Source organism: Erwinia sp. STN24, from assembly GCF_041320675.1.
In the GTDB taxonomy this organism is placed as follows: domain Bacteria; phylum Pseudomonadota; class Gammaproteobacteria; order Enterobacterales; family Enterobacteriaceae; genus Erwinia; species Erwinia aeris.
In genome coordinates this window covers 1,903,552-1,928,959 of the sequence record NZ_JBGGPM010000001.1, presented here as the reverse complement: position 1 = coordinate 1,928,959, position 25,408 = coordinate 1,903,552, and the positions used below count along the sequence as shown (strand labels likewise).

Here is a 25,408-nt window from a genome sequence, read left to right as displayed (position 1 = left end):
CTGCGCGACGTCATTACGCAAACGGAACAGCTACAGCGGCAGGGAATGCGCAGGCTGATGGTTATCAGCGGCGAGGCGGAGTGGTGCCAGCAGCAGGCGCAGCAGTGGCTATCGCTGCTGCCCGGCGACTGGCTGTGGCTTGGCGATGCGCCGCAAAGCCCGCTGCATTGCGCGCCCGAAGCGGTGCGGACGCTGCTGGGGCAGGAGTTTCTGCACGCCGTGTTTGACGCGCGTCACGGCTTCAACGCCGAGGCGCTGGCGGTGCTGGCGGGCACGCTGAAAGCGGGAAGCTGGCTGCTGATGCTGGTGCCGGAATGGGCCGGCTGGCCAACGCAACCCGATAAAGATTCGCTGCGCTGGGGAGATACCGCTACGCCGCTCGCCACGCCTAATTTTGTCTCCCGTCTGCAAAAGCTGCTGCTGGCCGATCCACAGGCCGCGCGGTTTTGCCAGCATCAGGCGCCCGTTTTGCCTGCGCCGCCGTTCGCGCCAGACTGGCAGCCCGATGACGACGGTCAGCAGCAGGCTCTGTTGGAGCAATTGCTGATGGCGAAACCGGGTATCTACGTGGTCACCGCGCCGCGAGGACGAGGCAAATCCGCGCTTGCCGGGTTGCTTGCCGCCCGCTGGCCCGGCCGTGCGCTTATCTCCGCCCCCGCGAAAGCCGCCACCGACGTGCTGGCAACCTACGCGGGCGACGCTTTTGATTTTATCGCGCCGGACAGGCTGCTGGCGCTCGACCCGGCGGCGTGTCCCCGGGATGTTGACTGGCTGCTGATTGACGAAGCGGCAGCGATCCCCGCGCCGATGCTTGAGCAGCTGGTCAGGCTTTTTCCGCGCACGCTGTTAACCACCACCTTGCAGGGTTATGAAGGGACGGGGCGCGGCTTTATGCTGAAGTTCTGCGACAGCCTGCCCAACGCTACGCTGTGCCGACTTGACCAGCCTTTGCGCTGGTCGGCGCACGATCCGCTTGAGCAGTTTATCGATCGCGCCCTGCTGTTCAGCGAAGCGGAGCCTGAAATTGTCAGCGCGCCGGTGCGCTTTTGTTTTCCGCAGCAGGCGGAATGGCAGGAAAACCCGGCGGTGCTGGAGGCGATTTATCAGCTGCTCGCCAGCGCGCACTACCGCACTTCGCCGATCGATCTTCGGCGCATGATGGACGCGCCGGGCATGCGCTTCAGCGCCGCGCTGCAGGCGGACAAAGTTCAGGGCGCGCTCTGGCTGGTGGAGGAAGGCGGATTAACGGCGGAGCTGGCGCAGGCCGTGTGGGCGGGACTGCGTCGTCCGCCAGGCAACCTGGTGGCGCAGTCGCTGGCGGCCCACGGCGGCTGGCCGGAAGCGGCGCAGATGCGCTCACGCCGTATCAGCCGCATCGCCATCATGCCCGCGCTGCGGCGGCAGGGTGTCGGCAGGGAGATGGTGCGGCACAGCGTCAGTCAGGCGGAAGGGCTGGACTTTTTCTCGGTGAGTTTTGGCTATACGCCTTCGCTATGGCGTTTCTGGCAGGCCTGCGGGTTCCGGCTGGCGCGGGTGGGCACGCGAACGGAAGCGAGCAGCGGCTGCCACACCGCGATGGCGATTCTGCCGCTGAGCGAACGGGGAAGGGCGCTGGCCGACAGGGCGGAGCGTCGGCTGGCGCGCGACTGGCGCTGGCTGCGTCCTTTTCTTCATGACGTCGATCTGACTTTCCCGAACGTTGAGGCCACTGGCCTGGATGAGGACGACTGGCGCGAGCTGGCGGGCTTTGCGTGGGCGCAGCGCTCGTTCGAGGCCGCTATCGGTGCGCTGGGCCGACTGCTGGAAAACGCCCCGCAGCCGCTGCCGTTATTACAGGGCGCGCTGACGGAAGGGCTGGCTCAGGCAGAGCTGGTCAAACTGTCGGGGCTGTCGGGGCGTAAGGCGTTGCTGAACGGCTGGCGGCAGGAGGCGGAACGGGCGCTGACAGCGCTGGATAATGAGCGGGCAGAAACATGGCGGCTAAAGATAATGAAGACAGGGCAGTCGGACATAAATTAAAACAGGGGCCATCGCCCCTGTCGTTTACTTCTTCTTCGGCCAGTCGTCTTCATCGTCCCATTTATCGTTAAAATCGCGATGCGGCGGCAAATCCGGGCGGTTATCCATATATTTTTTATGGTCGATACGCTTCAGGTCTTTATACACATTCATCAGAATGCCCACCATCAGCACAATCCCCAGCAACCACCAGTACTCTTTCAGCCATTCCATATTTGATCCTTACGCTATCAATTGTTCCATAATGCGCTGATACATCCGACTCAGCAGCTGGAGGTCGGCAGCCTTAACGCACTCATTTATTTTGTGAATGGTGGCGTTGACCGGCCCTAACTCCACAACCTGCGCGCCCATACGGGCAATAAAGCGGCCGTCGGACGTGCCGCCGGTCGTCAGCAGCTGCGGCTTGATCTCATTATAGTGCTCAACGGCGTTTACCACCGCCTCGACCAGTTTGCCGGTAGAGGTTAAAAAAGGCTGGCCGGAAACCACCCAGTCAAGCGTATAGCGCAGCTGATGCCGATCCAGCAGCGCCTGTACGCGCTCTTTGATCAGCGCGTCGGTCAGCTCGGTGCTGAAACGGAAATTAAACTGCACGAAAAACTCGCCGGGGATCACGTTGTTGCTGCCGGTTCCGGCCTGGACATTGGCAATCTGCATGCTGGTCGGCGGGAAAAACTCGTTGCCCCGATCCCATTCTGTCGCCGTCAGCTCGTTCAGCGCAGGCAGCGCGCGATGTACCGGATTATCAGCGAGGTGCGGATAAGCGACGTGGCCCTGTACGCCATGAATGGTCAGGTTGGCGGTCATCGAACCGCGACGGCCGTTTTTCACCACGTCGCCCACGATTTCCGTGCTGGAAGGCTCGCCGACCAGGCAGTAGTCCAGGCGCTCGTTGCGCGCCATCAGCGTCTCGACAACTTTGACCGTGCCGTTTACGGCGCTGGCTTCTTCATCGGAGGTAATCAGAAAGGCCAGGCGGCCCTTGTGGTGCGGATGGGCGGCGACAAAACGCTCGGCGGCGACAACCATGGCGGCCAGCGAGCCTTTCATATCCGCCGCGCCGCGTCCAAACAGCATGCCGTCGCGGATGGCGGGTTCAAACGGCGGGTTGATCCAGCGGTTGGCATCACCTGCGGGCACCACGTCGGTATGCCCGGCAAAGGCCAGCGTTTCGCCTTCGCCGCGCCATGCCCAGAAATTTTGCGTATCGCCAATATTCATTAATTCAACGGTAAAGCCCAGCGCCTTAAGGCGCTCGATCATCACAGCCTGGCAACCGGCATCATCCGGGCTGAGGGAAGGGCGACGAATAAGCTGCTGCGTCAGCTCAATGACCGGACAATACATAATCAGGACTTCTCCACGATAAAAGATGCGTAAGCGGTTTCGTTAAAACCCAGCAGCATAGAGCCGTCGGCCCGGCAGAGCAATGGGCGTTTAATCATCGCCGGCTGTGCCAGCATAAGCTGCTGCGCGGCCGCCGCGTTGTCTACCGCGCTGCGCGTCGCTTCATCCAGTTTGCGCCAGGTGGTTCCACGCGTGTTCAGCAACGCCTCCCAGCCCAGCGTATCGCTGAAGCGCTGGAGCAAATCCGCCTCCAGCCCGTCGGCGCGATAGTCGTGAAACTGGTAAGCTACACCGTTAGCATCCAGGTACTTTCGTGCCTTTTTGATGGTGTCGCAGTTTTTAATGCCGTACATCGTCAGCATGGCGGGTTCCCTTCTATTTTCTGTGGGCTTCATCTATATTCGATACTGCTCAGGCGCTGAGTTTACAATGGATACGCCTGCGAGGCACGGAAGACGGCATAAACCCAGGAACAGAGGAGAGGGAGGGATAATATGAACTATATGGAAGCGTCTTCCGCCCATACGGTTGAAGAGACGAAATCGACAATTGTGATCGCCAGAAAAAAAGAGACCCGCTGCGATGAGTTTAATCACATCGTTGAAGCGGTACTGGCCGAGCATCCCGATGCCAAAACCCATATAGACAGCGAGAGCGGCGGCTACGACAAAATTATTGTGCTGAAGTAGTAAATGCGCGAGGGGGCTTCAGGCCCCCTCAAAAATTTCCCGTGCTTCATACCTCGTGCTTCGCCTGATGTCTCTTACCGCGTACCTCGTACTTTGTGCCTGATGTCTCTTACTGCGTATTTCAAACCTTGAACTTCGTGCCTGATGTCTCTTACCGCGCGCTTCGTATCTGAAGCCCGGTTGTGTCTTGCCAAATGCCTTTTACCAACATACTAGCCTAATCAAGCGGTTAGCCGATCGTCCGATCCCTGATGATAAGCAGGCTATTAATTCCCTTAAAAATCAACCGATAAGAAATGTGCGCGGCCGCACGTTTTAAGATAATTCTTAATTTTATACCCCCTGTTCATGGCCGAAAGTTGTTCACTTCGCCTTAGGAATAATCCTATAATGACCGCAACACAACGAGAGAGGTGATGTATGATTGATTTAGAACTGGGGAACTGGAAAGACTTCATCGAAACGATGTTGACTCGTAAGTAACACATTCATAAAGAAAAATCCGGCAGCACGCCGGCAAGCTTTACCTTCAGTAACCGAATTTAAAAAAGGCAGCCTTCAGGCTGCCTTTGCTCTTTTATGCGATCGGCCTCTCTTTTAACGGAAAGCGTCGGCGCACCAGCACAAAGAAAATCGGCACAAAGAACAGCGCCAGTACGGTGGCGGCGATCATCCCGCCCATCACGCCCGTGCCTACCGCGTGCTGGCTGCTGGAGCCTGCGCCGTTGCCGACAGTCATCGGCAGCACGCCAAAAATAAAGGCCAGCGACGTCATCAGAATAGGGCGCAGGCGTTGACGCGAGGCTTCCAGCGTCGCCTCCAGCAAATCGCGTCCGTTACTGTTCATCTCGTTAGCAAACTCCACGATAAGAATGGCGTTTTTCGCCGACAGCCCGATCACCGTCAGCAGCCCTACCTGGAAATAGACGTCGTTTTCCAGCCCGCGCAGCCAGGTCGCCGCCAGCGCGCCCACCACGCCCAGCGGGACGACCAGCATCACGGAGAAAGGCACCGACCAGCTTTCATAAAGCGCCGCCAGGCAGAGAAAAACCACCAGCAGAGAAATGGCATAGAGCGCGGGCGCCTGCGAGCCGCTCATCCGCTCCTGAAACGACGCGCCGGTCCACTGCACGCCAAAACCGGTCGGCAGCTTGCTGACCAGCTGCTCCATGCTGTCCATCGCGGTGCCGGTGCTGACGCCCTGAGCGGATTCGCCAACGATCTCTACCGATGAATAGCCGTTATAGCGCTCCAGACGCGGCGAGCCGGTTTCCCAGCGGGTGCTGGCGAAAGCGGAAAAGGGCACCATGCCGCCGCTGCTGTTGCGCACGTACCATTTATTGATATCGTCCGGCAGCATGCGGAAAGGCGCGGCCGCCTGCACGTAGACTTTTTTTACGCGTCCGCGATCGAGAAAGTCATTTACATAGGTCGAGCCCCAGCCGGTGGTGAGCGTGTCGTTGATATCGTCCACCGACACGCCCAGCGCCTGCGCCTTGTGCTGATCGATATCGATCCGCAGCTGCGGCGTATCGTCCAGGCCGTTATGACGCACGCGAGCCAGTGACGGATCGCTCTCCGCCATCGCCAGCAGCCGATCGCGCGCCTGCATCAGCGCGTCGTGGCCCAGACCGGCATGATCCTGCAATTCCATATCGAAGCCGGCCGAGTTGCCCATGCCGGTGATTGCGGGCGGGCTGCTGGCGATCACGCGGCCCTCGCGGATTGATTTAAAAGCCACGGTTGCGCGTTCAATAATGGCAAACGAGCTGTTGTCCTTGCCCGGCCGATCCCGCCAGTCTTTCAGCCGGACAAACATGCGCGCCACGTTCTGTCCGTTGCCGCCTGGCCCGGCGCCGATAGTTGAAAACACCGACAGCACGTTATCCTTTTCCCGGGTCAGGTAATATTGCTCAACTCTATTCACCACTTTATTCGTCTGTTGCAGCGTGGAGCCTGGCGGTAGCTGCACCTGAGTGGTAAAGACGCCGCGATCTTCCAGCGGCAGAAAAGAGGTCGGCAGATGCAGGAACAGCAGCGCCATGCCGGCGATAAGCAGCACATAAAGCAGCAGCCAGCGTCCCGCTTTCGCTACGATGCGCCCTACGCCGCGCTTATAGCGGTCTGCGTTACGGTTAAAGGTGCGGTTAAACCAGCCGAAGAATCCTCGCCGTTCATGATGCGCGCCCGGCGGCAGCGGTTTTAACAGCGTGGCGCAGAGGGCGGGCGTCAGCACCATCGCCACCAGCACGGAAAGCACCATAGCGGAAACGATAGTGATGGAAAACTGCCGGTAAATGGCGCCGGTGGTGCCGCCAAAAAAGGCCATCGGCACGAAAACGGCGGAGAGCACCAGCGCTATCCCCACCAGCGCGCCCTGAATTTGCCCCATCGACTTTCGCGTGGCCTCGCGCGGCGAGAGGCCTTCCTCACTCATTATGCGTTCAACGTTTTCCACCACCACAATCGCGTCGTCCACCAGCAGGCCGATCGCCAACACCATCGCAAACATCGTCAGCGTGTTAATACTGAATCCGCAGGCAGAGAGAATGGCAAAAGTGCCAAGCAGTACCACCGGCACGGCGATGGTGGGAATAAGCGTGGCGCGAAAATTCTGCAAAAACAGATACATAACCACGAACACCAGTACGATGGCCTCCAGCAGCGTTTTCACCACGTCTTCAATAGAGGCGACCACGAAAGGCGTGGTTTCATAAGCGATTTCCGCCTTAAGGCCGGGCGGGAAATAGTGGGAAAGTTCTTCAATGCGCGCTCTGACCAGCTTGTCCGTTTGCAGCTCGTTCGCGCCCGAAGCCAGCTTTACGCCCAGACCCGAAGCGGCCTGGCCGTTGTACTGGCTCAGATAGTCATATTTTTCCGCGCCCAATGCCACCTGCGCCACGTCGCCCAGCCGCACCTCCGAACCATCCTGATTAACGCGCAGCGTAATCTGACGAAATTGCTCGGGCGTGGTCAGTAACGACTGAGAGTTAATAGTAGCGTTGAGCGCCTGGCGTTCTACGGAAGGCAGGCCGCCCAGCTGGCCCACGGCAACCTGGCTGTTTTGCGATTCGATGGCGCTGACGATATCGGAGGTGGTCAGCGCATAGTTGATCAATTTGTCAGGATCGAGCCAGATGCGCATGGCGTATTGCGAGCCGTAGGCGTCTACCTGGCCCACGCCGTCGATGCGGCTCAGCGGATCCTGCACGTTGCTGGCGACGTAATCCGCAATGTCCTGTTTGTCCATGCTGCCGTCGGTAGAGACGAAGGCCACCATCAGAATATTGGTGTCACCGGTTTTGGTTACCGTCACCCCCTGAGACTGCACGGCCTGAGGCAGCTTGCGCAGCGCGGTTTGCAGCTGGTTTTGCACCTGCTGGCGCGCCTCGTCGGGATTGGTGCCCGCAACAAAAGTCAGCGTAATCGTCGCCTGGCCGGTATTGCTGCTTTGCGAAGACATGTACATCAGGTTATCGATGCCGGTCATATTCTGCTCGATCACCTGAGTAACCGTATTTTCCAGCGTCTGCGCGGAAGCGCCGGGATAGTTAGCGGTAATACGGACGTTAGGCGGCGCCAGCGCCGGATATTGCTCTACGGGCAGCGAAAAAATAGCCAGAGTACCGGTCAGACACAGCAAAATTGCTATCACCCACGCAAATATGGGGCGATCGATAAAAAAATTCGCCATCAGCGGCTCCAGGCTAGCGTCGGGAAAGGTTACGACCGGGCGACGCCGTGCAGAATGCATCGCTGCCCGTAACAAAGCGTTTAAGCAGAGCGTTTCACTTTACCCGGCGTCCCTGGCGGAATCGTGGAGAAAATGAGGATAAAATGTAAATTATCATGCAAAATTTCAGCGCCGTGCGCCTTAGCTTTTGTCCGGTATAAAACGGAGGAGCACCCGCGTGCCGCCTTGCGCTTGCGGGGTAATTTCCAGCTGCGCGTTCAGACTTTTTGCGCGCTCCTGCATTATAGCCAAACCGTAGTGGCCGGGTTTGGCATCGGCCAGACAAAATCCCTGGCCGTTATCGCTGACCTCAATATGCAGCAAATCGGCGGCCGACTGCGTAACGCGTACCGCAATGTCGCTGGCGCGCGCGTGGCGGAGAGCGTTGAGCAGCGCTTCCCGGACGATTTGTAAAACGTGTACCTGCTGTTGCGCATTCAAACGCTGCTGCCGCGCCTCGCTGATAAGCTTAATATCCGCTTCCGTTTGCCGGTTAAGCTGCGCGACGACCTGTTCCAGCGCGGTCGTGAGGTCGGCCGGCTCCACCGACAGGCGAAAAGTGGTCAGCAGTTCGCGCAGCTGGCGATTGGCTTCGGCCAGCGCCACGTCGATTTCGCCGACGATAGCTGCCGGCGGCGTCTCTTTGTCGACCACGCGCTTCAGCCGTGCCAGCTGAATGCGCAGGTAAACCAGCGACTGCGCCAGGGAATCGTGTAGCTCTCTGGCGATAGTGGCGCGCTCTTCCATCAGCAGCAAATGGCGGCCTTTTTCTTCAGCGTCGTCCAGCTGTAACGAGCGGCCCAGCATCGTCGCCAGCCCCTGCATCAGCGAGGGTTCGCTGTCACTTGCCTGCCAGCGCAGCACCCCGCCTTGCGTCTGCTCCAGCGGCAGGCTGTGCCAGGCGAGACGTTTATCCTCTTCGCCAGCGGTCAGCTGCCAGCGAGGCGCCACGTCCAGAGCGATAATCGGCAGATTTTCATGCTCTTTCGCCAGCTCAAGCACCTGCGCATAGGCCTTATCGTGTCCGCGCAGCATCTCGGAGCAGCGATAAAGCAGTTTCAGGCGGCGATTCGCCTGGCGCAGATCGCCGGTTCGCTCTTTGACCGCCTGTTCAAGCCACAGATACTGTTTTTCTAAATCGCCCGACATGCGGGCAAAGGCTTTCGCCAGCAGGGCAATGGCAATAAAGCCCAGCAGGCAGGCGCCTGCCACCAGTTTCATTTTCAGCTCCGCCCAGCGCTGCAGGGCAAGCACAAATCGATCTATCTGCGCGACATAGTGCGAGACATGCTGCCGGAAGCGCTGACCATCGTCCCTGGTCAGCTCGGGCTGTAGCTTTTGCCAGGCCGTCAGCATTTCGTGATAGCGCGCTTTAACATTGTTTGGCACCCAGGCATGCTGTAGCGAAAGCAGCACCGGCGCCTGAAGCGACTGCTGATAGCTGAGGATATCGCTGTCCAGCGAGGGCGAGCGGGTTGCGGCATCCAGCGCCAGGCGGTAGCTCTGCATGCGCAGCGAACCGGCCATATTGAGCGCCTCGGCATCGCGCAGGCTGGCTGAAAGCGTCAGCAGCGCCAGAAAAGAACAGCACACGGCCAGCAGCACGATAGCGAACAGCGCGCGAGCCAGGCTGCGGGTAACGGAACGTTTTAACATGCAATGCTCCCGTAAAGGGCGTTAACGCTGCGGATAGCGTCATCGGCCAGCGTCAGCCAGATAAGGCCTGCCGCAGTATAAGCTTTTCCTCGCGCGGTGCAGCGCACGAACGCCGGCGCTTTGCGAAAGATCAAAAGTGTGCGGTCGCGCACTTGAAGCCAGACGCGGCGGCGGGTAGAGTTAAAAAGTCGTCATAAAATTACGCTGCGCATTAATATAAAGTTACATCATGCAGAAAAAGTAACTTTTATTGACGCTTCTTGGGATAAATGTTTGTCACGCCCACATTCCTTTAACGCTTTTACCGCGCGCTTACCCTGCTTTGCACCTCATCCGTCATAGTTAACGCCGTATCCCGAATCATGCTATCCGCTAATCCGGATAAGGAGCTAACTATGAATAAACTGCCTACAACGATTGCCGCTGCCATTCTGGCCGCCACCTCATTTTCAACGCTGGCCGCCACCCAGGTCAGCACTGAACAGAGTCAAAACCTGCAACAAATGGGCACGGTTTCCGTGACCGGCGTGACCGGCTCGCTGGATGACGCCACCGCGCAGCTGGCGCAAAAAGCCGAAGAAATGGGTGCCAGCCACTATCGCGTGATCCGTGCCGACACCCCCGGCGACTCCAGCCTGTGGAGCGGCAACGCCGAGATTTACCGCTAGAACCTGTCCTGTCCCATGTAGCCTTTCCCTGTTGGAGAACCGACCGTCTTAAGCGGTCGGTTTTTTTTTGCCTCCTCTGATGGAAGTCACAAAACCTCACGATTTCGCCTACAGATTTTTTGCGTCGGCTTTACAGAACGGTTAGGATGCATCGCCGTGATTTTCCCGCTTCCGTCAACACAATAACTACAGGAAGAGGGGAAAACGCCCGAACGCCTGCGGGCAACGCAATCGTTTGGTTAGCGCAACAGAAATCAGGTCGCCCGGGAATGGTAGCCGTATCACTGTGGACAGGATAATTAGGAAAGAAAATGAAAGCTGATAAAAAAGCGGTAGCAGACAAGCGCGCCGCAAGAAGACGTTGGTTAAATTCTCATGATTCCGGCTATCACAAAGCGATGGACAATCGCCATGTGCAGATGATTGCTATCGGCGGGGCTATTGGTACCGGCCTGTTCCTGGGTGCGGGCGCGCGATTGCAAATTGCCGGTCCGGCGCTGGCTATCGTCTACCTGGTATGCGGCATCTTCTCTTTCTTTATACTCCGCGCGTTGGGCGAGCTGGTTTTACATCGTCCTTCCAGCGGCAGCTTCGTTTCTTACGCACGTGAATTCCTGGGCGAAAAAGCCTCGTACGTTGCAGGCTGGATGTACTTTGTTAACTGGGCGATGACCGGGATCGTGGATATCACCGCCGTAGCGCTTTATATGCACTACTGGGGCGCGTTTGGTGATGTGCCGCAGTGGGTATTCGCGCTGGGCGCGCTGGCTATCGTCGGTACCATGAACATGATCGGCGTAAAATGGTTTGCCGAAATGGAGTTCTGGTTTGCGCTGGTGAAGGTGCTGGCTATCGCGCTTTTCCTGATTGTGGGCGTGGTGTTTCTTGGCAGCGGCAAGCCGCTGGACGGCAACGCCACCGGCTTCCACTTGATTACCGATAACGGCGGCTTCTTCCCGCACGGTTTGCTGCCTGCGCTGGTGCTGGTGCAGGGCGTCGTTTTCGCCTTCGCCTCTATCGAGCTGGTTGGCACGGCGGCGGGAGAGTGTAAAGATCCGAAGACCATGCTGCCGAAAGCGATCAACAGCGTGATCTGGCGTATCGGCCTGTTCTATGTCGGCTCCGTGGTGTTGCTGGTGCTGCTGCTGCCGTGGAACGCCTATCAGGCGGGTCAAAGCCCGTTTGTTACCTTCTTCTCGAAGCTGGGCGTGCCCTATATCGGCAGCATCATGAATATCGTGGTGCTCAGCGCAGCGCTCTCCAGCCTGAACTCTGGCCTCTATTCTACCGGCCGTATTCTGCGCTCGATGTCTATGGGCGGATCGGCACCAAAGTTCCTCTCTAAAATGAGCGGTCAACAGGTGCCTTATATGGGCATCCTGGTCACCATAGCCGTCTATATCGTGGGCGTCTGGCTGAACTATATCGTGCCTTCGCGCGTGTTCGAAATCGTACTGAATATCGCTTCCTTAGGGATTATCTCTTCCTGGGCCTTTATCGTGGTTTGCCAGATGCGTCTGCGTAAGGCGATTAAAGAAGGCCGCGCGGAAGACGTCAGCTTTAAGCTGCCGTGGGCGCCGTTTACGTCCTGGCTGACGCTGCTGTTCCTGGCCAGCGTGCTGGTGCTGATGGCGTTTGACTACCCGAACGGCACCTACACTATCGCCGCCGTGCCGCTGATCGCCGTCGTGCTGGTGCTGGGCTGGTTCGGCGTGCGTAAACGCGCTAACCAAATCGCGCAGACCGAGCACGATCACGTGGCGGAAGAGACGTCGCGCTGAAGCTGAAGCAGCAGTAAAAGGCGGCCCCGGTGGCCGCCTTTTTTATGTCCGCTGATAGTTTTCCCCCAGGGCAGGCCTTATGATGGCTCACTTCCGCTAAAGGCAACGGAGCCTGTATGTCAGTCAAAGTCGAAGTGATCAAAGATAAAATCCTGTCGGAAAATTGGTTCCTGCTGCGCAACTTCACCTATGACCTTACGACGAAAAATGGGGAAACCCTGCGTCATAAGCGCGAAGTTTACGATCGCGGCGACGGCGCCACCATCCTGCTTTACAACCGTGAAAAAAACAGCGTGGTCCTGACCCGTCAGTTTCGTATCGCCACCTGGCTGAACGGCAACGACAGCGGCCTGCTGATCGAAACCTGCGCCGGCTTGCTGGACGATGATTCGCCGGAAGTCTGTATCCGTAAGGAAGCGGTTGAAGAAACCGGCTATGAAGTGGGAGAAGTGGTCAAGCTTTACGATCTTTATATGTCGCCAGGAGGCGTAACCGAACGGCTGCATTTTTTTGCCGCAGAGTATAACGACTCGCTGCGGGCCACGGCAGGCGGCGGCGTTGACGATGAAGATATTGACGTGATGGAGCTGAGCTTTGCCGATGCCTGGAGCAGGGTGAAAACAGGGCAGATTAAAGATGCTAAAACGGTGATGCTGCTCCAGTATGCGCTGATTGAAGGTTGGTTAACGCTGGGTTAAAAATGACGGACTGATGATTAACAGCTGGTCTTAATAAGATAAGAGCGTCCGGGTCAATAAATAAAATAATCCGCAAATATTAACCTTAGTTTTTGCGGGTTAACTTCAGTTAATTATTTATTTAATATCTTCGCAGACGATGGCATAAATATAAGCTAAACAGGGAGGAGAATAAACTTTTTGCATGTGCCTCTGAGCAGGCTATTCAGGCTGGCATCAGAACTATCTGCTTATATGATGAAATTTCAGGCTTAACAATCTTATTCGGACAGCTTGCAGCCGCCGCACAGGCTTTGCCGCGCCGGGTGCAAAAGGTGATGAAGCTCACACTATTACCGCAGTTTTAATCCTTTCTAAACAAAAAAACTTTATTTTCATCTGATAATAAGCGATTTTTTGACGGTCCTGCGGCGCTTTTTTCCTTGTCCGATTTATCTGATTGAGCCGCCTGCACATAAAGTTCAATATAATTAAAGCGGGTAATTATTCTTTTAATGCGCTGCGGCTGATTTAATTGTGCCGAGCGGTAACCGCTACGCTATGCTTACTGCTTAACTGTCATTCGGGGATACGGGTATCGATGCATTATTGGATAAAGTTACCTTTGGCGCTGCTGTTTTTTGCCGCCGGACTGCATGCCGAACCCCTGCAAAAAACCTTTTCTGACTGGCAGATAACCTGTAATAACCAGAACTACTGCGTGGCCCGGAGCGTGCCGGGCGTCAACGGGCTGGTGATGACCATCAGTCGTCATGCCGGCGTTAACGATCGGCCCTTTCTGCGTATTGATTACGGCAGTCGCTATACCGGCAAGCTGAGCGGCGCGCCTTTGCAGGACAATCTGCTGCTGGACGGCCAGCGGCTGAAGCCCGATTTAAAACATTGGGAGGTTCAGCCGCATCACCTTTCTACCGGCCATGCTATCTCCATCAATGAGTTTCTGTCGCTGGTGATGGACGCTGATAATCTACAGCTGCTTTATCGGCCGCGCGCCACTATCTCGCTGCACGGCCTGAAAGCGGCGCTGCTGCTGATGGATGATATCCAGGGGCGGGTCAACGGCATGAGCGCCTGGATTAAAAAGGGTGAACGTCCGGCAATGGACGTGCCGCCACCGCCCGATTTCCCCGAAGCTCCCCGTCTGCAACCGGTGCCGCCCGCCCTGACGCGTGAAGAAACTACCGGCCTGCTGGATTACGGCACCTGGCGCGTCAATACCGATCGCTGCTCGTTGGATCCTCAGCGTCGCCAGGTCAGCGTCGCGCCGCTGAACGATAAAAAAGCCCTGTTGCTGGTCAGCTGTGAAATGGGTGCCTATAACGTTATCGATCTTGCTTTCGAGGTCACCCGCAGCCAGCCCTATATGGCCAGAGGATTGACCCTGACGCTGCCTTTTACGCCGCCGCGTCATGGAGAAAAAAAGCTGGAGCTGATCAATGCCGATTATGATGCCAGCCGCGGCGAGCTGCTGACGTTTGGCAAAGGAAGAGGCCTTGGCGACTGCGGTACGGCTACCCGCTGGCAGTATGACGGGCGCGAGTTTGTGCTGACGGAATATGCGGAAGAGGGAACCTGCGATGCCTGGCACGGCAGCGACGACTGGCCGACGCTCTGGACCAGCAAAAGGGATATGCCGCCTGCGCCAGAGCAGGCGTCTACGGAGTGAAAAGGCTTCATTGAGTATGCTTTCCTGAACGGCGTAGAAAAGCGCAAAGCTTTTACCTGATTCACGGCGCCCCAGCCCGGTGAGGCGCCCGTTTACGCGATCAGCTGCCGCGATAGGTTGAGTAGCCGTACTGGCTAAGCAGCAGCGGCACATGATAATGCTCGGCCGTGTTGCTGATATGAAACTCTACCGGGATCTCCGGGAAGAAGCTCTCCTGCTTTTGCTCGCTAAAATAGCGTCCGGTTTTAAATACGACGCGGTAATCGCCGGTGGCTGCAGGCTGCGCAGGCCAGAACTGTTTAATACGTCCATCCTTATCGGTGCTGGCCTTGTTAAGGAATTTCCAGCCCGCGTCCTGTTTCTGCTCCAGCGTAACTTCCACATTCGATGCCGGTTTGCCAGTTTGCTGGTTCAGCACGTGTACGCTTAAAAGATTCTGCTCTGCGGCCATCGCGGAGGCAGAAGCGGTAAGGGCGAGCGCCAGCGCTGCCGCGTTGAAATATTGTTTCATCATCACTTCTCCTGTTTGAATATGCCTCTTTATAACGTAGAACAAAGGGAAACAACCTGACGCGAGCATGACAAAAATGTCAGATTGGCTGAAGTTCGGGGACAAAATTTCCGCCTCGTGGCAGACTTGTGCTTATGAAACTATTGCTGATTGAAGATAACCAGAAAGCCAGCGACTGGCTTTGTCAGGGCCTGCGCGAAGCCGGATTTGTGGTGGACAGCGTCACCGACGGCCGCGACGGACTGCACCTGGCCCTGAGCCAGAACTATGCGCTTATCGTGCTGGATATCATGCTGCCCGGCATGGACGGATGGCAGGTATTACGCTCGCTACGCACCGCCCGCGCCACGCCGGTAATTTGCCTGACGGCAAGAGATTCGGTAAACGATCGCGTTAAAGGGCTGGAGCTGGGCGCCAATGATTACCTGGTCAAACCTTTCTCTTTTGCCGAGCTGCTGGCCCGCATCAGAGCGCAGCTGCGCCAGAATCACCCTACACAAGCGGTGCTGACGGTTGGCGATCTGGTCATGGATTCGGTGCGGCAGACGGCCAGCCGGCAGGGCGAATCGGTCGCACTGACCCGTAGAGAATTCGCGCTGCTGTGGCTGCTTGCCAGCCGACGCGGAGAAATAGTGCCGAGAACGCTGATCGCCAGCGAGGTCTGGGGCATTAATTTTGACAGCGAAACGAACACGGTTGACGTAGCCATCCGCCGTTTGCGTCGCAAGATAGACGACCCCTACGAGCCGAAACTGATCGACACCGTGCGCGGGATGGGATACCGGCTGGCAGAGCCGGGAGAACCGCATGCGTAAGATCTCGCTGACGGCCCGACTCACGATCATTTTTGTGCTGATTATGGCGGCGGCCTGCGGCGGCATCACGCTGACGCTTTACGGCGCGTTACGCCACGAGCTGATCTGGCGTGACGATCGCACGCTGATTAATCGGGCGCTTCAGCTGCGCCAGCTGTTGCAGGATGGCGCGAAGCCGGAAATGCTGCCGCTTTATTTCAGCCGCATGGTGGACACGCAGCAGGATATCCTGCTGATCCGTCAGGCTGCGGGGCCGGACGTGACGATTAACCAGACGGGCATTGGGCTGGCGGCGCTGACCGCAGAAAACCAGCCGGGCGTGCTTCGCCGACAGCGCACCAAAGAAGGTGAAGAGCTAACCATTCTCAGTCTGCAAGGCGAATCGAACGGCGGCGCGGTGACGCTGACGGTAGCGCGGCTGGCGCGCGAAAGAGCCAAAATGCTGGAGCAGTATCGCCAGGAAAGCCTGCTGGTGTGCCTGGCTGCGCTGATGCTTGGGGCTATCCTGAGTCCTCTGCTGATCCGGCGGGGACTAAGAGCCATAGGCGCGCTCAGCAAAATCACCGCGGCCACCCACGCCGACAGGCTTTCTGACAGCGTTCCGCTGAATACTTTGCCCCGCGAGCTGCTGCCGCTGGGCGAGGCGCTTAACGTGATGCGCAGCCGCCTGGCGCACGATTTTACCCGGCTGACCCGATTTGCCGACGATCTGGCGCATGAGCTCCGCACGCCGGTCAACGTGATGCTCAGCCAGAATCAGGTCGCACTGGGGCAGGAGCGCACGCCGGAAGCGTACCAGCAGCTGCTGGAAGGAAATATCGAAGAGCTGGAGAATCTCTCTCGCCTGACCGACAACATTCTGTTCCTGGCCAGAGCCGATCACCACAACGTGGCGCTCAGAAAAGAGGTTTTTTCGCTGCCCGACACGCTGGAAAATATCACCGATTTTCTGGAGCCGCTGGCGGAAGAAAAAGGGCTACGTTTTGCGCTGGAGGCGGAAGGCGATATTCAGGCCGATAAAATGCTGTTTCAGCGGGCGCTGGTCAATCTGATTACCAATGCCGTTCGCCACGCGCCGGAAAACACGCTGGTTCGCATAAAAACCGAGGCGACAGGAGAAGCTGTCGATATAGCCGTGGGTAATAAGGGTGAGCCTTTGGCGGAGACGGAAAAATTATTTGAGCGCTTCTGGCGCGGAGACGAGGCGCGCAACAGCGTGGGATCGGGACTGGGTCTGGCGCTGGTTAAAGCTATTGCGGAACTGCACGGCGGCTACGCCTGGTATCAGCATCGCGAAGGGGAAAATCTGTTTGGTATCAGGCTGGGCGGTGAGACTCCTGCCCGCCAGGGGCGGGCAGGAGAACAGGCTTAGTGAGGCTTCAGCAGTTTTTCTGCATGGCTGACGATGTTTTCCACCGTGAAGCCAAACTCGTTAAACAGCTTCTCTGCCGGTGCGGACTCACCAAAGGTGGTCATTCCGACAATCGCGCCGTTCAGGCCGACATACTTATACCAGTAGTCTGCGATGCCCGCTTCCACCGCCACGCGAGCGGTAACGCCGGAAGGCAGCACCGATTCGCGATAGGCCAGATCCTGCTTATCAAACAGGTCGGTTGAAGGCATAGACACCACGCGAACTTTATGGCCGTTGGCGGTCAGTTTTGCTGCCGCGCCCAGCGTGATTTCCACTTCAGAACCGGTTGCGATCAGGATCACTTCCGGCGTGCCTTCGCTATCTTTCAGCACGTAGGCACCGCGAGAGATGTTTTCCAGCTGCTCTTTGGTACGCTCCGGCTGCGCCAGGTTCTGACGGGAAAGGATCAGCGCGGTCGGGCCGTGGTGGCGCTCAATCGCGTGTTTCCAGGCCACGGCGGTTTCTACCTGATCGCAAGGACGCCAGACGCTCATGTTTGGCGTAACGCGCAGGCTGGCGATCTGCTCAACCGGCTGGTGCGTCGGGCCATCTTCGCCCAGACCGATGGAGTCGTGTGTGTAGACCAGGATCTGACGCGCCTTCATCAGCGCCGCCATACGCACGGCGTTACGCGCATACTCGACGAACATCAGGAAGGTAGCGGTGTAAGGCACAAAGCCGCCGTGATGCGCGATGCCGTTAGCGATAGCGGTCATACCGAATTCGCGCACGCCGTAGTGGATATAGTTACCCGCCAGGTCATCTTTAATCGATTTGGAACCGGACCAGATAGTCAGGTTGCTTGGCGCCAGGTCAGCGGAACCGCCCAGGAATTCCGGCAGCAGCTTGCCATAGGCTTCCAGCGAGTTCTGGGAAGCTTTACGGCTGGCGATTTTCGCCGGATTAGCCTGCAGCTCTTCGATAAACTTCTGCGTTTCCTGCTGCCAGTTTTCCGGCATGCCGCCATCCATACGACGAGCGTACTCTTTCGCCAGTTCCGGATAAGCCGCTTTATAAGCTGCGAACTTGTCGTTCCATGCTTTCTCATACTGCTGGCCCGCTTCTTTGGCATCCCACTGTGCGTAAATTTCCTGCGGGATTTCGAACGGCGGATAGTTCCAGCCCAGCTGTTTGCGGGTCAGTGCGATCTCTTCATCGCCCAGCGCCGCGCCGTGCGCTTCTTCTTTACCGGCTTTGTTTGGCGAACCGTAGCCGATAATGGTACGGCAGATGATCAGAGAAGGCTTATCGGTCACGCTCTGCGCTTCTTTGATCGCTTTCGCTACCGCTTCGGCGTCGTGACCGTCTACTTCGCTGATCACATGCCAGTTGTAGGCTTCAAAACGCTTGGCGGTATCATCGCTGAACCAGCCTTCCACTTCGCCGTCGATCGAAATGCCGTTGTGATCGTAGAAACCGATCAGCTTGCCAAGGCCCAGCGTGCCGGCCAGCGAGCAAACTTCATGCGAGATACCTTCCATCAGGCAGCCGTCGCCCATAAACACATAGGTATGGTGATCGACGATCTCATGATCGGGACGGTTAAACTGCGCGGCCAGCGTGCGTTCGGCAATCGCCAGACCCACGGCGTTGGCCAGACCCTGACCCAGCGGGCCGGTAGTGGTTTCCACGCCTGGCGTGTAGCCGATTTCCGGGTGGCCCGGCGTTTTGGAATGCAGCTGGCGGAAGTTTTTCAGTTCTTCAATCGGCAGGTCATAGCCGCTCAGGTGCAGCAGGCTGTACAGCAGCATGGAGCCGTGACCGTTGGAAAGGATAAAACGGTCGCGATCGGCCCAGGCAGGGTTAGTCGGGTTGTGATGCAAAAAGTCGCGCCACAGCACTTCTGCAATATCTGCCATGCCCATTGGGGCGCCTGGGTGACCCGATTTGGCTTTTTGCACCGCATCCATACTCAGCGCACGGATTGCATTAGCCAACTCTCTACGTGAAGACATATTTTTCTCCCTGATATTTTTGGGGGGACGAACTGGGCAAATAAACGTCGGGCGACTTTCCCCGACGCGCGTCGGGGAGGCCCGTGAACGAAATTACAGCTTAGCGGCCAGCACGTCTTCCAGGTGCTGTTGGTCAACGGCAAACTGGCGGATACCTTCGGCCAGTTTTTCTACCGCCATAGGATCCTGATTGTGCTCCCAGCGGAACTCCGATTCAGAAAGCGGAGCAGGCTGGTGGAAAGCTTCAGTTGACGGCGTCAGCTTGCGCTCAACCGGCGCGTCGCTGGCCTGCAGCTCTTCCAGCAGGTTTGGTGAAATAGTCAGGCGATCGCAGCCCGCCAGCGCGATGATTTGTTCCGTTTTACGGAAGCTGGCGCCCATGATGATGGTGTTATAGCGGTGCTGCTTGTAGTACTCGTAGATTTTACGAACGGAAACCACGCCTGGATCTTCATCCACCACATAAGGGTCAAGCGGCTTGCGGGTGTTGTACCAGTCGTAGATACGGCCGACAAACGGCGAAATCAGGAACACGCCCGCTTCCGCACAGGCGCGCGCCTGGGCAAAGGAGAACAGCAGCGTCAGGTTACAGTTGATGCCGTTTTTCTCCAGCTCTTCCGCCGCGCGGATGCCTTCCCAGGTGGAAGCGAGCTTGATCAGAATACGTGAACGGTCGATACCGTTGTCTTCGTACATTCTCACCAGCTTCTCGGCTTTGGTCACGCACATGCCGCGGTCAAACGACAGGCGAGCGTCCACCTCGGTAGAAACGCGGCCAGGCACGCTTTTCAGGATTTCCATACCGAGGTTGACGTTGACTTTGTCGCTGGCGTTGATGATTTGCGTCTCTTTGCTGCCGCCCTGTTTTTTGGCGTAGTCGATAGCGTCGGTGATCAGGTGCTTGTAAGAGTCGAGGCTGGAGGCTTTCAGGATCAGAGATGGGTTGGTGGTGGCATCTTCAGGGTGATAATTACGAATAGATTCGATATCGCCACTGTCCGCCACCACGGTGGTGTATTGTTTCAGTGCGTCTAGCTGGTTCATCTCATGGCTCCTTGATGGGCAATCTGCAAAACTAATGATGACCGTGCCGGAACATCGGCTGTCGCCGGGCTACAAAGCCCAATAGCGAACGAACCGGGCCGCAATCCTGTGCATTTACGCAGGGCCGGCTTCCGACGCGGTGGATTATTCTCAGGCCAAACATTGCATCAGACGTCCTGTAATGGGAATGCGTTTTCTCTGATTGTTGCAATGGGTTAGCCCAATGGCTGGTAAAACGCGGTACCTGAAAGTGTAGCACTTCTTCAGGATTACGGCAGGCGGTAGCACTGGCTGCTACTTTTTTGGAATCATGGAACACATCCAGCCGGGCTACCGGGGACAATGCCTCCGCCACCGGCTGCTTGTTTATCGTGAGCTAGTGTTTGGGGAGTTGTTCAGAAAAGTTTTTATAATCGGTTGTCCCCTGCGATCTCTCTTGCAGATAGCCTGAATGCTTAACGGCGCTCTTTAGAGCATGTTGATACTCGCTGCTTTCAGGGCCATAGGTATTAAGCGTCAAGTTCACCAGCTGATGATAAAGATCTTTCTGAAAGGATAGTGAAGCTTGCGCCTCGTTTTCCGGGAATGCGGAACCGCGCAGCGACTTTACCAGCGCCCTGACAGCGTCTGAAGACTCCATTTCATTTAAAAACGCTTTGAAGCCGACACGGGCAATAGCTTTCAGTAACACATTTGCTACCGTACTTTGCTCGTTAATCGGCGTCGTTAAAGTTAAGGCCGGCTTGTCAGCTTGCGCAGGCTGCTTACTGGCCAGCACTTGCTCAATGGTTGAAAAAAATGACGCTACGTCAGGAATATCGGCACCATAATCGAAACGGCGTAAAAAGGCGGTGTCAAGATCGTCCTGATATGCCTGCCGGAAAGCAGAAACTTCGGCCAGCAGTTCCCGGATCGCTTTACCGGAAACGCGAGTCGTGTAATAACGAAGCATTCCTTCAAGCGTATCTTCGCCGGTGATCTCTTCAGCATCCATATTGATGTACGTCATCATTAGCTGTTTCAATCGCGGGTAGCTGTCAATCATAAGTCGTCTCCGGTTTTGGATAAGCCGTCAAAATAAACTTGTCACGATCATGAATCGTCAGGCCTTCTTCCGCCCATTGCAGGATAACAATTAATGTCCTGCTAACTATCGGCGCACCGCCTGCGGGATGGCGACGAAAAAAACGTCCGATGGGATAATTATTCGTATATTCCACTGCTAAATCCCGGACTTCATCCTCATCGCTTCCAGCTGCCGCACCAGCCGTTTTTGGCGTTGTATACCAATCATACACTTTTTCAAGATTTGACAGCAGAGCCTTAGCGATAATGGTTTCCACAAATTCTCTATCGTGATAAAAGCCGCCGTTTTTGGAAGGTGCACGGGGCTGAGAAAATCGCGCATTCAGTTCCGTATCTGTTTTATTAACGTGACGCGCAAGCGTATGGCCGCCGGGTTTTGTGGGTGCCTCATGCTGTCTTAAATCGGTTTTCATGATATCTGACATGATGTCAGTCAGCCGCTTTGCCTCAACGTCAACTGTCAAAGGCTGATTCCACAGATCCATTCAGGTCTCACTTAGCATAAATATTTTAAGCCTCTCACAATAATATGACAGGCTTAAGGTAAGTGATAGCAGCGGCTGCTAACTTTTGAAGCGGTCTCGCATAACAGGCTGAATAATTAAATCCAGGCTTTAACCGGCAGGAAATCGGTGTACAGCGCGGCTTCCGGCGTGCCCGGCTGCGGCTGGTAGTCGTATTCCCAGCGTACCAGCGGCGGCATCGACATCAGAATGGATTCGGTACGGCCGCCGGTCTGCAGACCAAACAGCGTGCCGCGATCCCACACCAGGTTGAACTCTACATAGCGGCCACGGCGGTAAAGCTGGAACTGGCGCTCGCGCTCGCCCCACGGCAGCGTTTTGCGCCGCGCCACTATCGGCAAATAAGCGTTGAGGAAGCCTTCGCCGACCGCCTGCATAAAGCGAAAACAGTGGTCAAAATCCGGCGTGTTCAAATCGTCAAAAAACAGGCCGCCGATGCCGCGCTGTTCGTTACGGTGTTTGATAAAGAAATAGTCGTCACACCACTTTTTGTAGCGCGGATAGACCTCTTCGCCAAAGGGCTGACAGAGATCGGCCGCGGTTTGATGCCAGTGCACCGCGTCTTCCGTAAAGCCATAGTAAGGCGTCATATCGAAACCGCCGCCGAACCACCATACCGGGTCGGCGCCCGGCTTTTCGGCAATAAAAAAGCGCACGTTGGCGTGGCTGGTGGGCACGTAAGGATTGGACGGATGGATCACCAGCGATACGCCCATCGCTTCAAAACTGCGGCCGGCCAGCTCCGGCCGGTGCGCGGTGGCGGAGGCGGGCATCTGGTCGCCGTGCACATGAGAAAAGTTAACGCCAGCCTGTTCAAACACCGCGCCGTTGCGCAGCACGCGGCTTCTGCCGCCGCCGCCGCCTTCGCGCGTCCAGCTGTCTTCCGCAAACTGCGCCTTGCCGTCAGCCTGCGCCAGCTGCTGACAGATTGTGTCCTGTAACCTGAGCAGAAACTGCTTTACCAGGGCGATATCGGGTGTATTCATGGTTTTGCCTGACTGTAAAATGACGCGCGAAGTATACGTCAAAATGCCCTAGCCGGGGCGGCGGTTGTTGGCATCGAACTCATTAAAATAGCTGATAACGCCATCCACTATAGCGCCGGCGATTTTCCGACGGAAAGCGGTGGTGCCCAGCAAGCGCTCTTCGGCGGGGTTGGTAATAAAAGAGGTTTCCACCAGCACCGAAGGGATAGAAGGCGATTTCAGCACGGCAAAAGCGGCCTGCTCGGGATGCTGACTGTGCAAATGGTGAATCGGCCGGATCTGGCTCAGCACGTGCTTGCCCAGCGTCAGGCTATTTTTAATCGTATCGGTCTGCACCAAATCAAACAGCACCTGCTGTAGATAGTGATCCTTTTGCGCTACCTTGACGCCGCCCACGGCATCGGCAGCGTTTTCGCGCTCGGACAGATAGCGGGCCATTCGGCTGCTGGCACCACGGTTAGAAAGGGCGAAAACCGAAGCGCCGTTGGCATCGGGGCTGGTAAAACCGTCGGCGTGTATCGACATAAAAAGATCGGCGCCGTGCTGGTGTGCAATTTCCACGCGCTCGCCCAGCGGGATAAAGCGATCGTTATCCCGCGTCAGTCGCGCCTCGATATGAGGATGATCGCTCAGCATCTGACGGATATGTCCGGCTATCTCCAGCACCACGTGTTTTTCTTCCGAACCTTCTTCACCTACCGCGCCAGAATCGATGCCGCCGTGGCCGGGATCGATCATCACAATCCTTTTACCCTTTGCTTCAGGCGGCGTGGCCCCGTGCGCGGATGCTGTTTTAAGCGGTGCTTCTTTTGCCCTGGCGGCACTGCCGCCCAGCAGCGCCAGCGCCAGGCCGGAAAGCAGCAGCTGACGGCGGGAAGTAAGCGGGGTCATCGGGCCAAACTTTTTCATTACAACATCCTCAGGGCGCAAAGTGCTTACTGTTATATCGTAACAATAAGACGACAGCGAGGCGGGAACTATTTCAACGTTTTACTTTTTATTTCAGGCCGCTAACGGCAGCGTAAATTCACTGCTCATGCAGCCAGCTGGAAAAGCGATCGCGTGCTATCTGGGGATTATGTAGCCGCTTTCTGCCACTTTCTGGCAATTATCTCTTCGGAGGGTTGCGCCCGCGAAAGAAACCGCGATAATCAGCGAATTGTGGTTAACATCTGGGACAACGCTATGGAAATTCGCGTATTTAGCCAGGACGATTTTGAAGAAGTGATCACCCTGTGGGAACGCTGCGATCTGCTGCGCCCGTGGAACGATCCGGAAATGGATATTGAGCGCAAACTTAATCACGATCCCGACCTGTTTCTGGTGGCGGTGGTCGGCGGCGCCGTGGTCGGTACGCTGATGGGCGGTTATGATGGCCATCGCGGTTCAGCCTACTATCTGGGCGTGCATCCCGACTATCAGGGCCGTGGCTTCGCCAATGCGCTGATCAACCGGCTTGAAAAAAAGCTGATTGCGCGCGGCTGTCCGAAAATCAACGTGATGGTGCGGGAAGAGAACGACGCGGTGTTGGGTTTCTATGAAAAGCTGGACTACGAGACGCAGGATAGCATGTTACTCGGTAAGCGCCTGATTGAAGACCGCGAATATTAAGCCAGCCGACCGTTCCGCCACGCGCCTCTACACGCCCGACGACTACGATGCCAAAGGCCAGCTGAAGCTGCCGCTGACCTTCTGGGGCGTGCTGCTGCTGCAGGCGCGCACCTGGCTACTGTTTATTATGGCCGGTGCCTCTCGCGATCAGGGCACGGCGCTGCTGGCGCTGTTCTATCCGGATACGCGCGCGTTCTGGACGGGCATTGCGCTGGGCGTGCCTGCGGCGGTAGGGCTGCTGCTGACCGGCTATCGCCAGCGTCTGCCGCGGCTCTGGCAGGCGTGGCGCTGGGTACTCTGCCTGTCGCTGGCCGTGATGCTCTGCGTGCAGTTCGCCAGCCTCTGGCTGGGCGAGGACACGCTGTCGCCGTGGATGATCCTGTTTACCGGTTTCGATCTGCTGGCGCTGGGCTGGTTTGCCTTCAGCGCGCGGCTGCGCGACTGTTTTGCGCCAGAGCAGCACCTCGAATAAACTTTTCTGCCGATCCGTACTCCAACCTTTCTTTGGGGCTGCCGTAAAAGGCGTTGTGCTATGGCAGCCGCCTCTCTTTTTGTCAGGAGTTTTCATGAAAACCGTTCGTCCTTTAGCCCTGGCCGCGGCCGTTATGCTGGCTGGCTGCGCCAGTTCCGGCGACGCCGCACCGGCCACTCACGGGGCCACCTGGTGGAACCCGCTGACCTATTCCTGGTCCAGCCTCTCGCCCTGGCACTGGTTCGGTTCTGCTACTGAGGTCAGCGAGCAGGGCGTTGGCGGCCTGAACGGCGCGACCGCGATGAACGAGCAGGCGGTTGGCGAAGCGCTGAACGACGACTATCAGATACGTAAAGGGATGCGCGGCGAAAACGGCAAGGTTATCACCTTCTTCCAGGCGCTCGACGGCAAAGAGGTGAAGCTGGAAATCACGGGCGAAACCAGCGTCAGCGAGGTGCGGGTGATGGATGACAGCATCCAGACTACCTCTGGTGTGAAGATCGGCACGCCTTTCAGCGACCTCTATAGCCGCGCTTTCGGTGCCTGTCAGAAGGCTGCTGGCGGCAAGGGAGTAGAGTGCCGCGCGCCGGACAGCCAGCATATCAGCTACGTCTTTACCGGCGAATGGCACGGGCCGGAAGGGCTGTTGCCGTCTGATGATACGCTGAAGAAATGGCAGGTAAGCCAGATCGTCTGGCGCCGCTGATTGGCCTGCGGCTGTGTGTCACAG

24 protein-coding genes are annotated in these 25,408 nt (G+C 57.0%); 12 read left to right on the top strand and 12 right to left on the bottom strand.

Features of this window, described 5'->3' with window-relative positions; all coding sequences use genetic code 11:
- Nucleotides 1–2,019 carry a tRNA(Met) cytidine acetyltransferase TmcA gene (locus ACA373_RS09130; protein ID WP_370734467.1) on the top strand — a complete coding sequence of 673 codons (2,019 nt, stop codon included), beginning with the start codon at nucleotides 1–3 and terminating at the stop codon, nucleotides 2,017–2,019.
- 24 nt (nucleotides 2,020–2,043) lie between these two features.
- On the opposite strand, the gene ACA373_RS09125 is transcribed toward ACA373_RS09130, so the two are convergent.
- Genes ACA373_RS09125 through ACA373_RS09115 form a run of 3 tightly spaced genes read right to left on the bottom strand, consistent with a single transcriptional unit; the run spans nucleotide 2,044 to nucleotide 3,731 of the window.
- Nucleotides 2,044–2,232, bottom strand: coding sequence for a YpfN family protein (locus ACA373_RS09125; RefSeq protein ID WP_253459424.1), 189 nt, complete (start codon nucleotides 2,230–2,232; stop codon nucleotides 2,044–2,046).
- A gap of 9 nt (nucleotides 2,233–2,241) precedes the next feature.
- Nucleotides 2,242–3,369, bottom strand: a complete 1,128-nt coding sequence (gene dapE, locus ACA373_RS09120; protein WP_253459426.1) for a succinyl-diaminopimelate desuccinylase — start codon at nucleotides 3,367–3,369, stop codon at nucleotides 2,242–2,244.
- A 2-nt stretch (nucleotides 3,370–3,371) separates the two neighbouring features.
- The gene (locus ACA373_RS09115) at nucleotides 3,372–3,731 is read right to left on the bottom strand and encodes an ArsC family reductase (protein WP_253459427.1); all 360 of its coding nucleotides are present in this window, start codon (nucleotides 3,729–3,731) and stop codon (nucleotides 3,372–3,374) included.
- 132 nt (nucleotides 3,732–3,863) lie between these two features.
- Between ACA373_RS09115 and ACA373_RS09110 the strand changes: the two genes are divergently transcribed.
- Together ACA373_RS09110 and ypfM are read left to right on the top strand one after the other, a co-directional pair.
- Entirely contained in the window at nucleotides 3,864–4,058 is a 195-nt protein-coding gene (locus tag ACA373_RS09110) for a hypothetical protein (RefSeq protein WP_125289573.1), read from the top strand.
- A gap of 420 nt (nucleotides 4,059–4,478) precedes the next feature.
- Nucleotides 4,479–4,541 carry a protein YpfM gene (gene ypfM, locus ACA373_RS09105; protein ID WP_148101251.1) on the top strand — a complete coding sequence of 21 codons (63 nt, stop codon included), beginning with the start codon at nucleotides 4,479–4,481 and terminating at the stop codon, nucleotides 4,539–4,541.
- A 94-nt stretch (nucleotides 4,542–4,635) separates the two neighbouring features.
- Here ypfM and acrD read toward each other — a convergent pair whose 3' ends face one another.
- Together acrD and ACA373_RS09095 are read right to left on the bottom strand one after the other, a co-directional pair.
- Complete coding sequence (gene acrD, locus ACA373_RS09100; RefSeq protein ID WP_370734361.1) at nucleotides 4,636–7,752, bottom strand: multidrug efflux RND transporter permease AcrD; 3,117 nt, start codon at nucleotides 7,750–7,752, stop codon at nucleotides 4,636–4,638.
- 180 nt (nucleotides 7,753–7,932) lie between these two features.
- Nucleotides 7,933–9,447 (bottom strand): type IV pili methyl-accepting chemotaxis transducer N-terminal domain-containing protein, encoded by a 1,515-nt coding sequence (locus ACA373_RS09095; protein WP_253459431.1) that lies wholly within the window; start codon nucleotides 9,445–9,447, stop codon nucleotides 7,933–7,935.
- Between the two features lie 395 nt (nucleotides 9,448–9,842).
- On the opposite strand from ACA373_RS09095, the gene ACA373_RS09090 reads away from it, so the two are divergent.
- From ACA373_RS09090 to ACA373_RS09075, 4 genes are all read left to right on the top strand, one after another.
- On the top strand, nucleotides 9,843–10,115 hold the full coding sequence (locus ACA373_RS09090) for a YdgH/BhsA/McbA-like domain containing protein (protein WP_370734360.1): 273 nt from the start codon (nucleotides 9,843–9,845) through the stop codon (nucleotides 10,113–10,115).
- Between the two features lie 311 nt (nucleotides 10,116–10,426).
- Nucleotides 10,427–11,896 carry an L-asparagine permease gene (gene ansP, locus ACA373_RS09085; protein WP_253459433.1) on the top strand — a complete coding sequence of 490 codons (1,470 nt, stop codon included), beginning with the start codon at nucleotides 10,427–10,429 and terminating at the stop codon, nucleotides 11,894–11,896.
- 116 nt (nucleotides 11,897–12,012) lie between these two features.
- On the top strand, nucleotides 12,013–12,594 hold the full coding sequence (gene nudK, locus ACA373_RS09080; protein WP_369895784.1) for a GDP-mannose pyrophosphatase NudK: 582 nt from the start codon (nucleotides 12,013–12,015) through the stop codon (nucleotides 12,592–12,594).
- 580 nt (nucleotides 12,595–13,174) lie between these two features.
- On the top strand, nucleotides 13,175–14,260 hold the full coding sequence (locus ACA373_RS09075) for a DUF1176 domain-containing protein (protein WP_253459437.1): 1,086 nt from the start codon (nucleotides 13,175–13,177) through the stop codon (nucleotides 14,258–14,260).
- Between the two features lie 100 nt (nucleotides 14,261–14,360).
- On the opposite strand, the gene hiuH is transcribed toward ACA373_RS09075, so the two are convergent.
- Entirely contained in the window at nucleotides 14,361–14,771 is a 411-nt protein-coding gene (hiuH, locus tag ACA373_RS09070) for a hydroxyisourate hydrolase (RefSeq protein WP_253461251.1), read from the bottom strand.
- Nucleotides 14,772–14,905: 134 nt separating this feature from the next.
- On the opposite strand from hiuH, the gene hprR reads away from it, so the two are divergent.
- The gene (gene hprR, locus ACA373_RS09065) at nucleotides 14,906–15,586 is read left to right on the top strand and encodes a response regulator transcription factor HprR (protein ID WP_253459439.1); all 681 of its coding nucleotides are present in this window, start codon (nucleotides 14,906–14,908) and stop codon (nucleotides 15,584–15,586) included.
- On the top strand, nucleotides 15,579–16,958 hold the full coding sequence (locus ACA373_RS09060) for a heavy metal sensor histidine kinase (RefSeq protein ID WP_253459441.1): 1,380 nt from the start codon (nucleotides 15,579–15,581) through the stop codon (nucleotides 16,956–16,958). The genes hprR and ACA373_RS09060 overlap by 8 nt, the downstream gene beginning before the upstream one ends.
- On the opposite strand, the gene tkt is transcribed toward ACA373_RS09060, so the two are convergent.
- The 6 genes from tkt to amiA all read right to left on the bottom strand — a co-directional run bounded on the left by tkt (nucleotide 16,955) and on the right by amiA (nucleotide 23,504).
- A complete protein-coding gene (gene tkt, locus ACA373_RS09055; protein ID WP_253459443.1) occupies nucleotides 16,955–18,955 on the bottom strand; it encodes a transketolase in 2,001 nt (666 codons plus the stop codon). The genes ACA373_RS09060 and tkt overlap by 4 nt on opposite strands.
- Before the next feature lie 93 nt (nucleotides 18,956–19,048).
- On the bottom strand, nucleotides 19,049–19,999 hold the full coding sequence (gene tal, locus ACA373_RS09050) for a transaldolase (protein ID WP_253459445.1): 951 nt from the start codon (nucleotides 19,997–19,999) through the stop codon (nucleotides 19,049–19,051).
- Nucleotides 20,000–20,375: 376 nt separating this feature from the next.
- The gene (locus ACA373_RS09045) at nucleotides 20,376–21,044 is read right to left on the bottom strand and encodes a contact-dependent growth inhibition system immunity protein (RefSeq protein ID WP_301251996.1); all 669 of its coding nucleotides are present in this window, start codon (nucleotides 21,042–21,044) and stop codon (nucleotides 20,376–20,378) included.
- Nucleotides 21,037–21,570, bottom strand: a complete 534-nt coding sequence (locus ACA373_RS09040) for an RNase A-like domain-containing protein (protein WP_301251994.1) — start codon at nucleotides 21,568–21,570, stop codon at nucleotides 21,037–21,039. Before ACA373_RS09040 ends, ACA373_RS09045 begins: the two co-directional genes overlap by 8 nt.
- A 116-nt stretch (nucleotides 21,571–21,686) precedes the next feature.
- Entirely contained in the window at nucleotides 21,687–22,595 is a 909-nt protein-coding gene (gene hemF / locus ACA373_RS09035; RefSeq protein ID WP_253459447.1) for an oxygen-dependent coproporphyrinogen oxidase, read from the bottom strand.
- A gap of 48 nt (nucleotides 22,596–22,643) precedes the next feature.
- Complete coding sequence (gene amiA, locus ACA373_RS09030; RefSeq protein ID WP_370734359.1) at nucleotides 22,644–23,504, bottom strand: N-acetylmuramoyl-L-alanine amidase AmiA; 861 nt, start codon at nucleotides 23,502–23,504, stop codon at nucleotides 22,644–22,646.
- A 276-nt stretch (nucleotides 23,505–23,780) separates the two neighbouring features.
- Here amiA and ACA373_RS09025 point away from each other — a divergent pair, with 276 nt between their 5' ends.
- The 3 genes from ACA373_RS09025 (at nucleotide 23,781) to ACA373_RS09015 (ending at nucleotide 25,384) form a co-directional block, all read left to right on the top strand.
- Nucleotides 23,781–24,206 carry a GNAT family acetyltransferase gene (locus ACA373_RS09025; protein WP_125289591.1) on the top strand — a complete coding sequence of 142 codons (426 nt, stop codon included), beginning with the start codon at nucleotides 23,781–23,783 and terminating at the stop codon, nucleotides 24,204–24,206.
- Nucleotides 24,187–24,678, top strand: coding sequence for a DUF2919 domain-containing protein (locus tag ACA373_RS09020; RefSeq protein WP_370734358.1), 492 nt, complete (start codon nucleotides 24,187–24,189; stop codon nucleotides 24,676–24,678). The genes ACA373_RS09025 and ACA373_RS09020 overlap by 20 nt, the downstream gene beginning before the upstream one ends.
- A 94-nt stretch (nucleotides 24,679–24,772) precedes the next feature.
- A complete protein-coding gene (locus ACA373_RS09015) occupies nucleotides 24,773–25,384 on the top strand; it encodes an RpoE-regulated lipoprotein (RefSeq protein WP_253459451.1) in 612 nt (203 codons plus the stop codon).
- Nucleotides 25,385–25,408 lie beyond the last annotated feature (24 nt).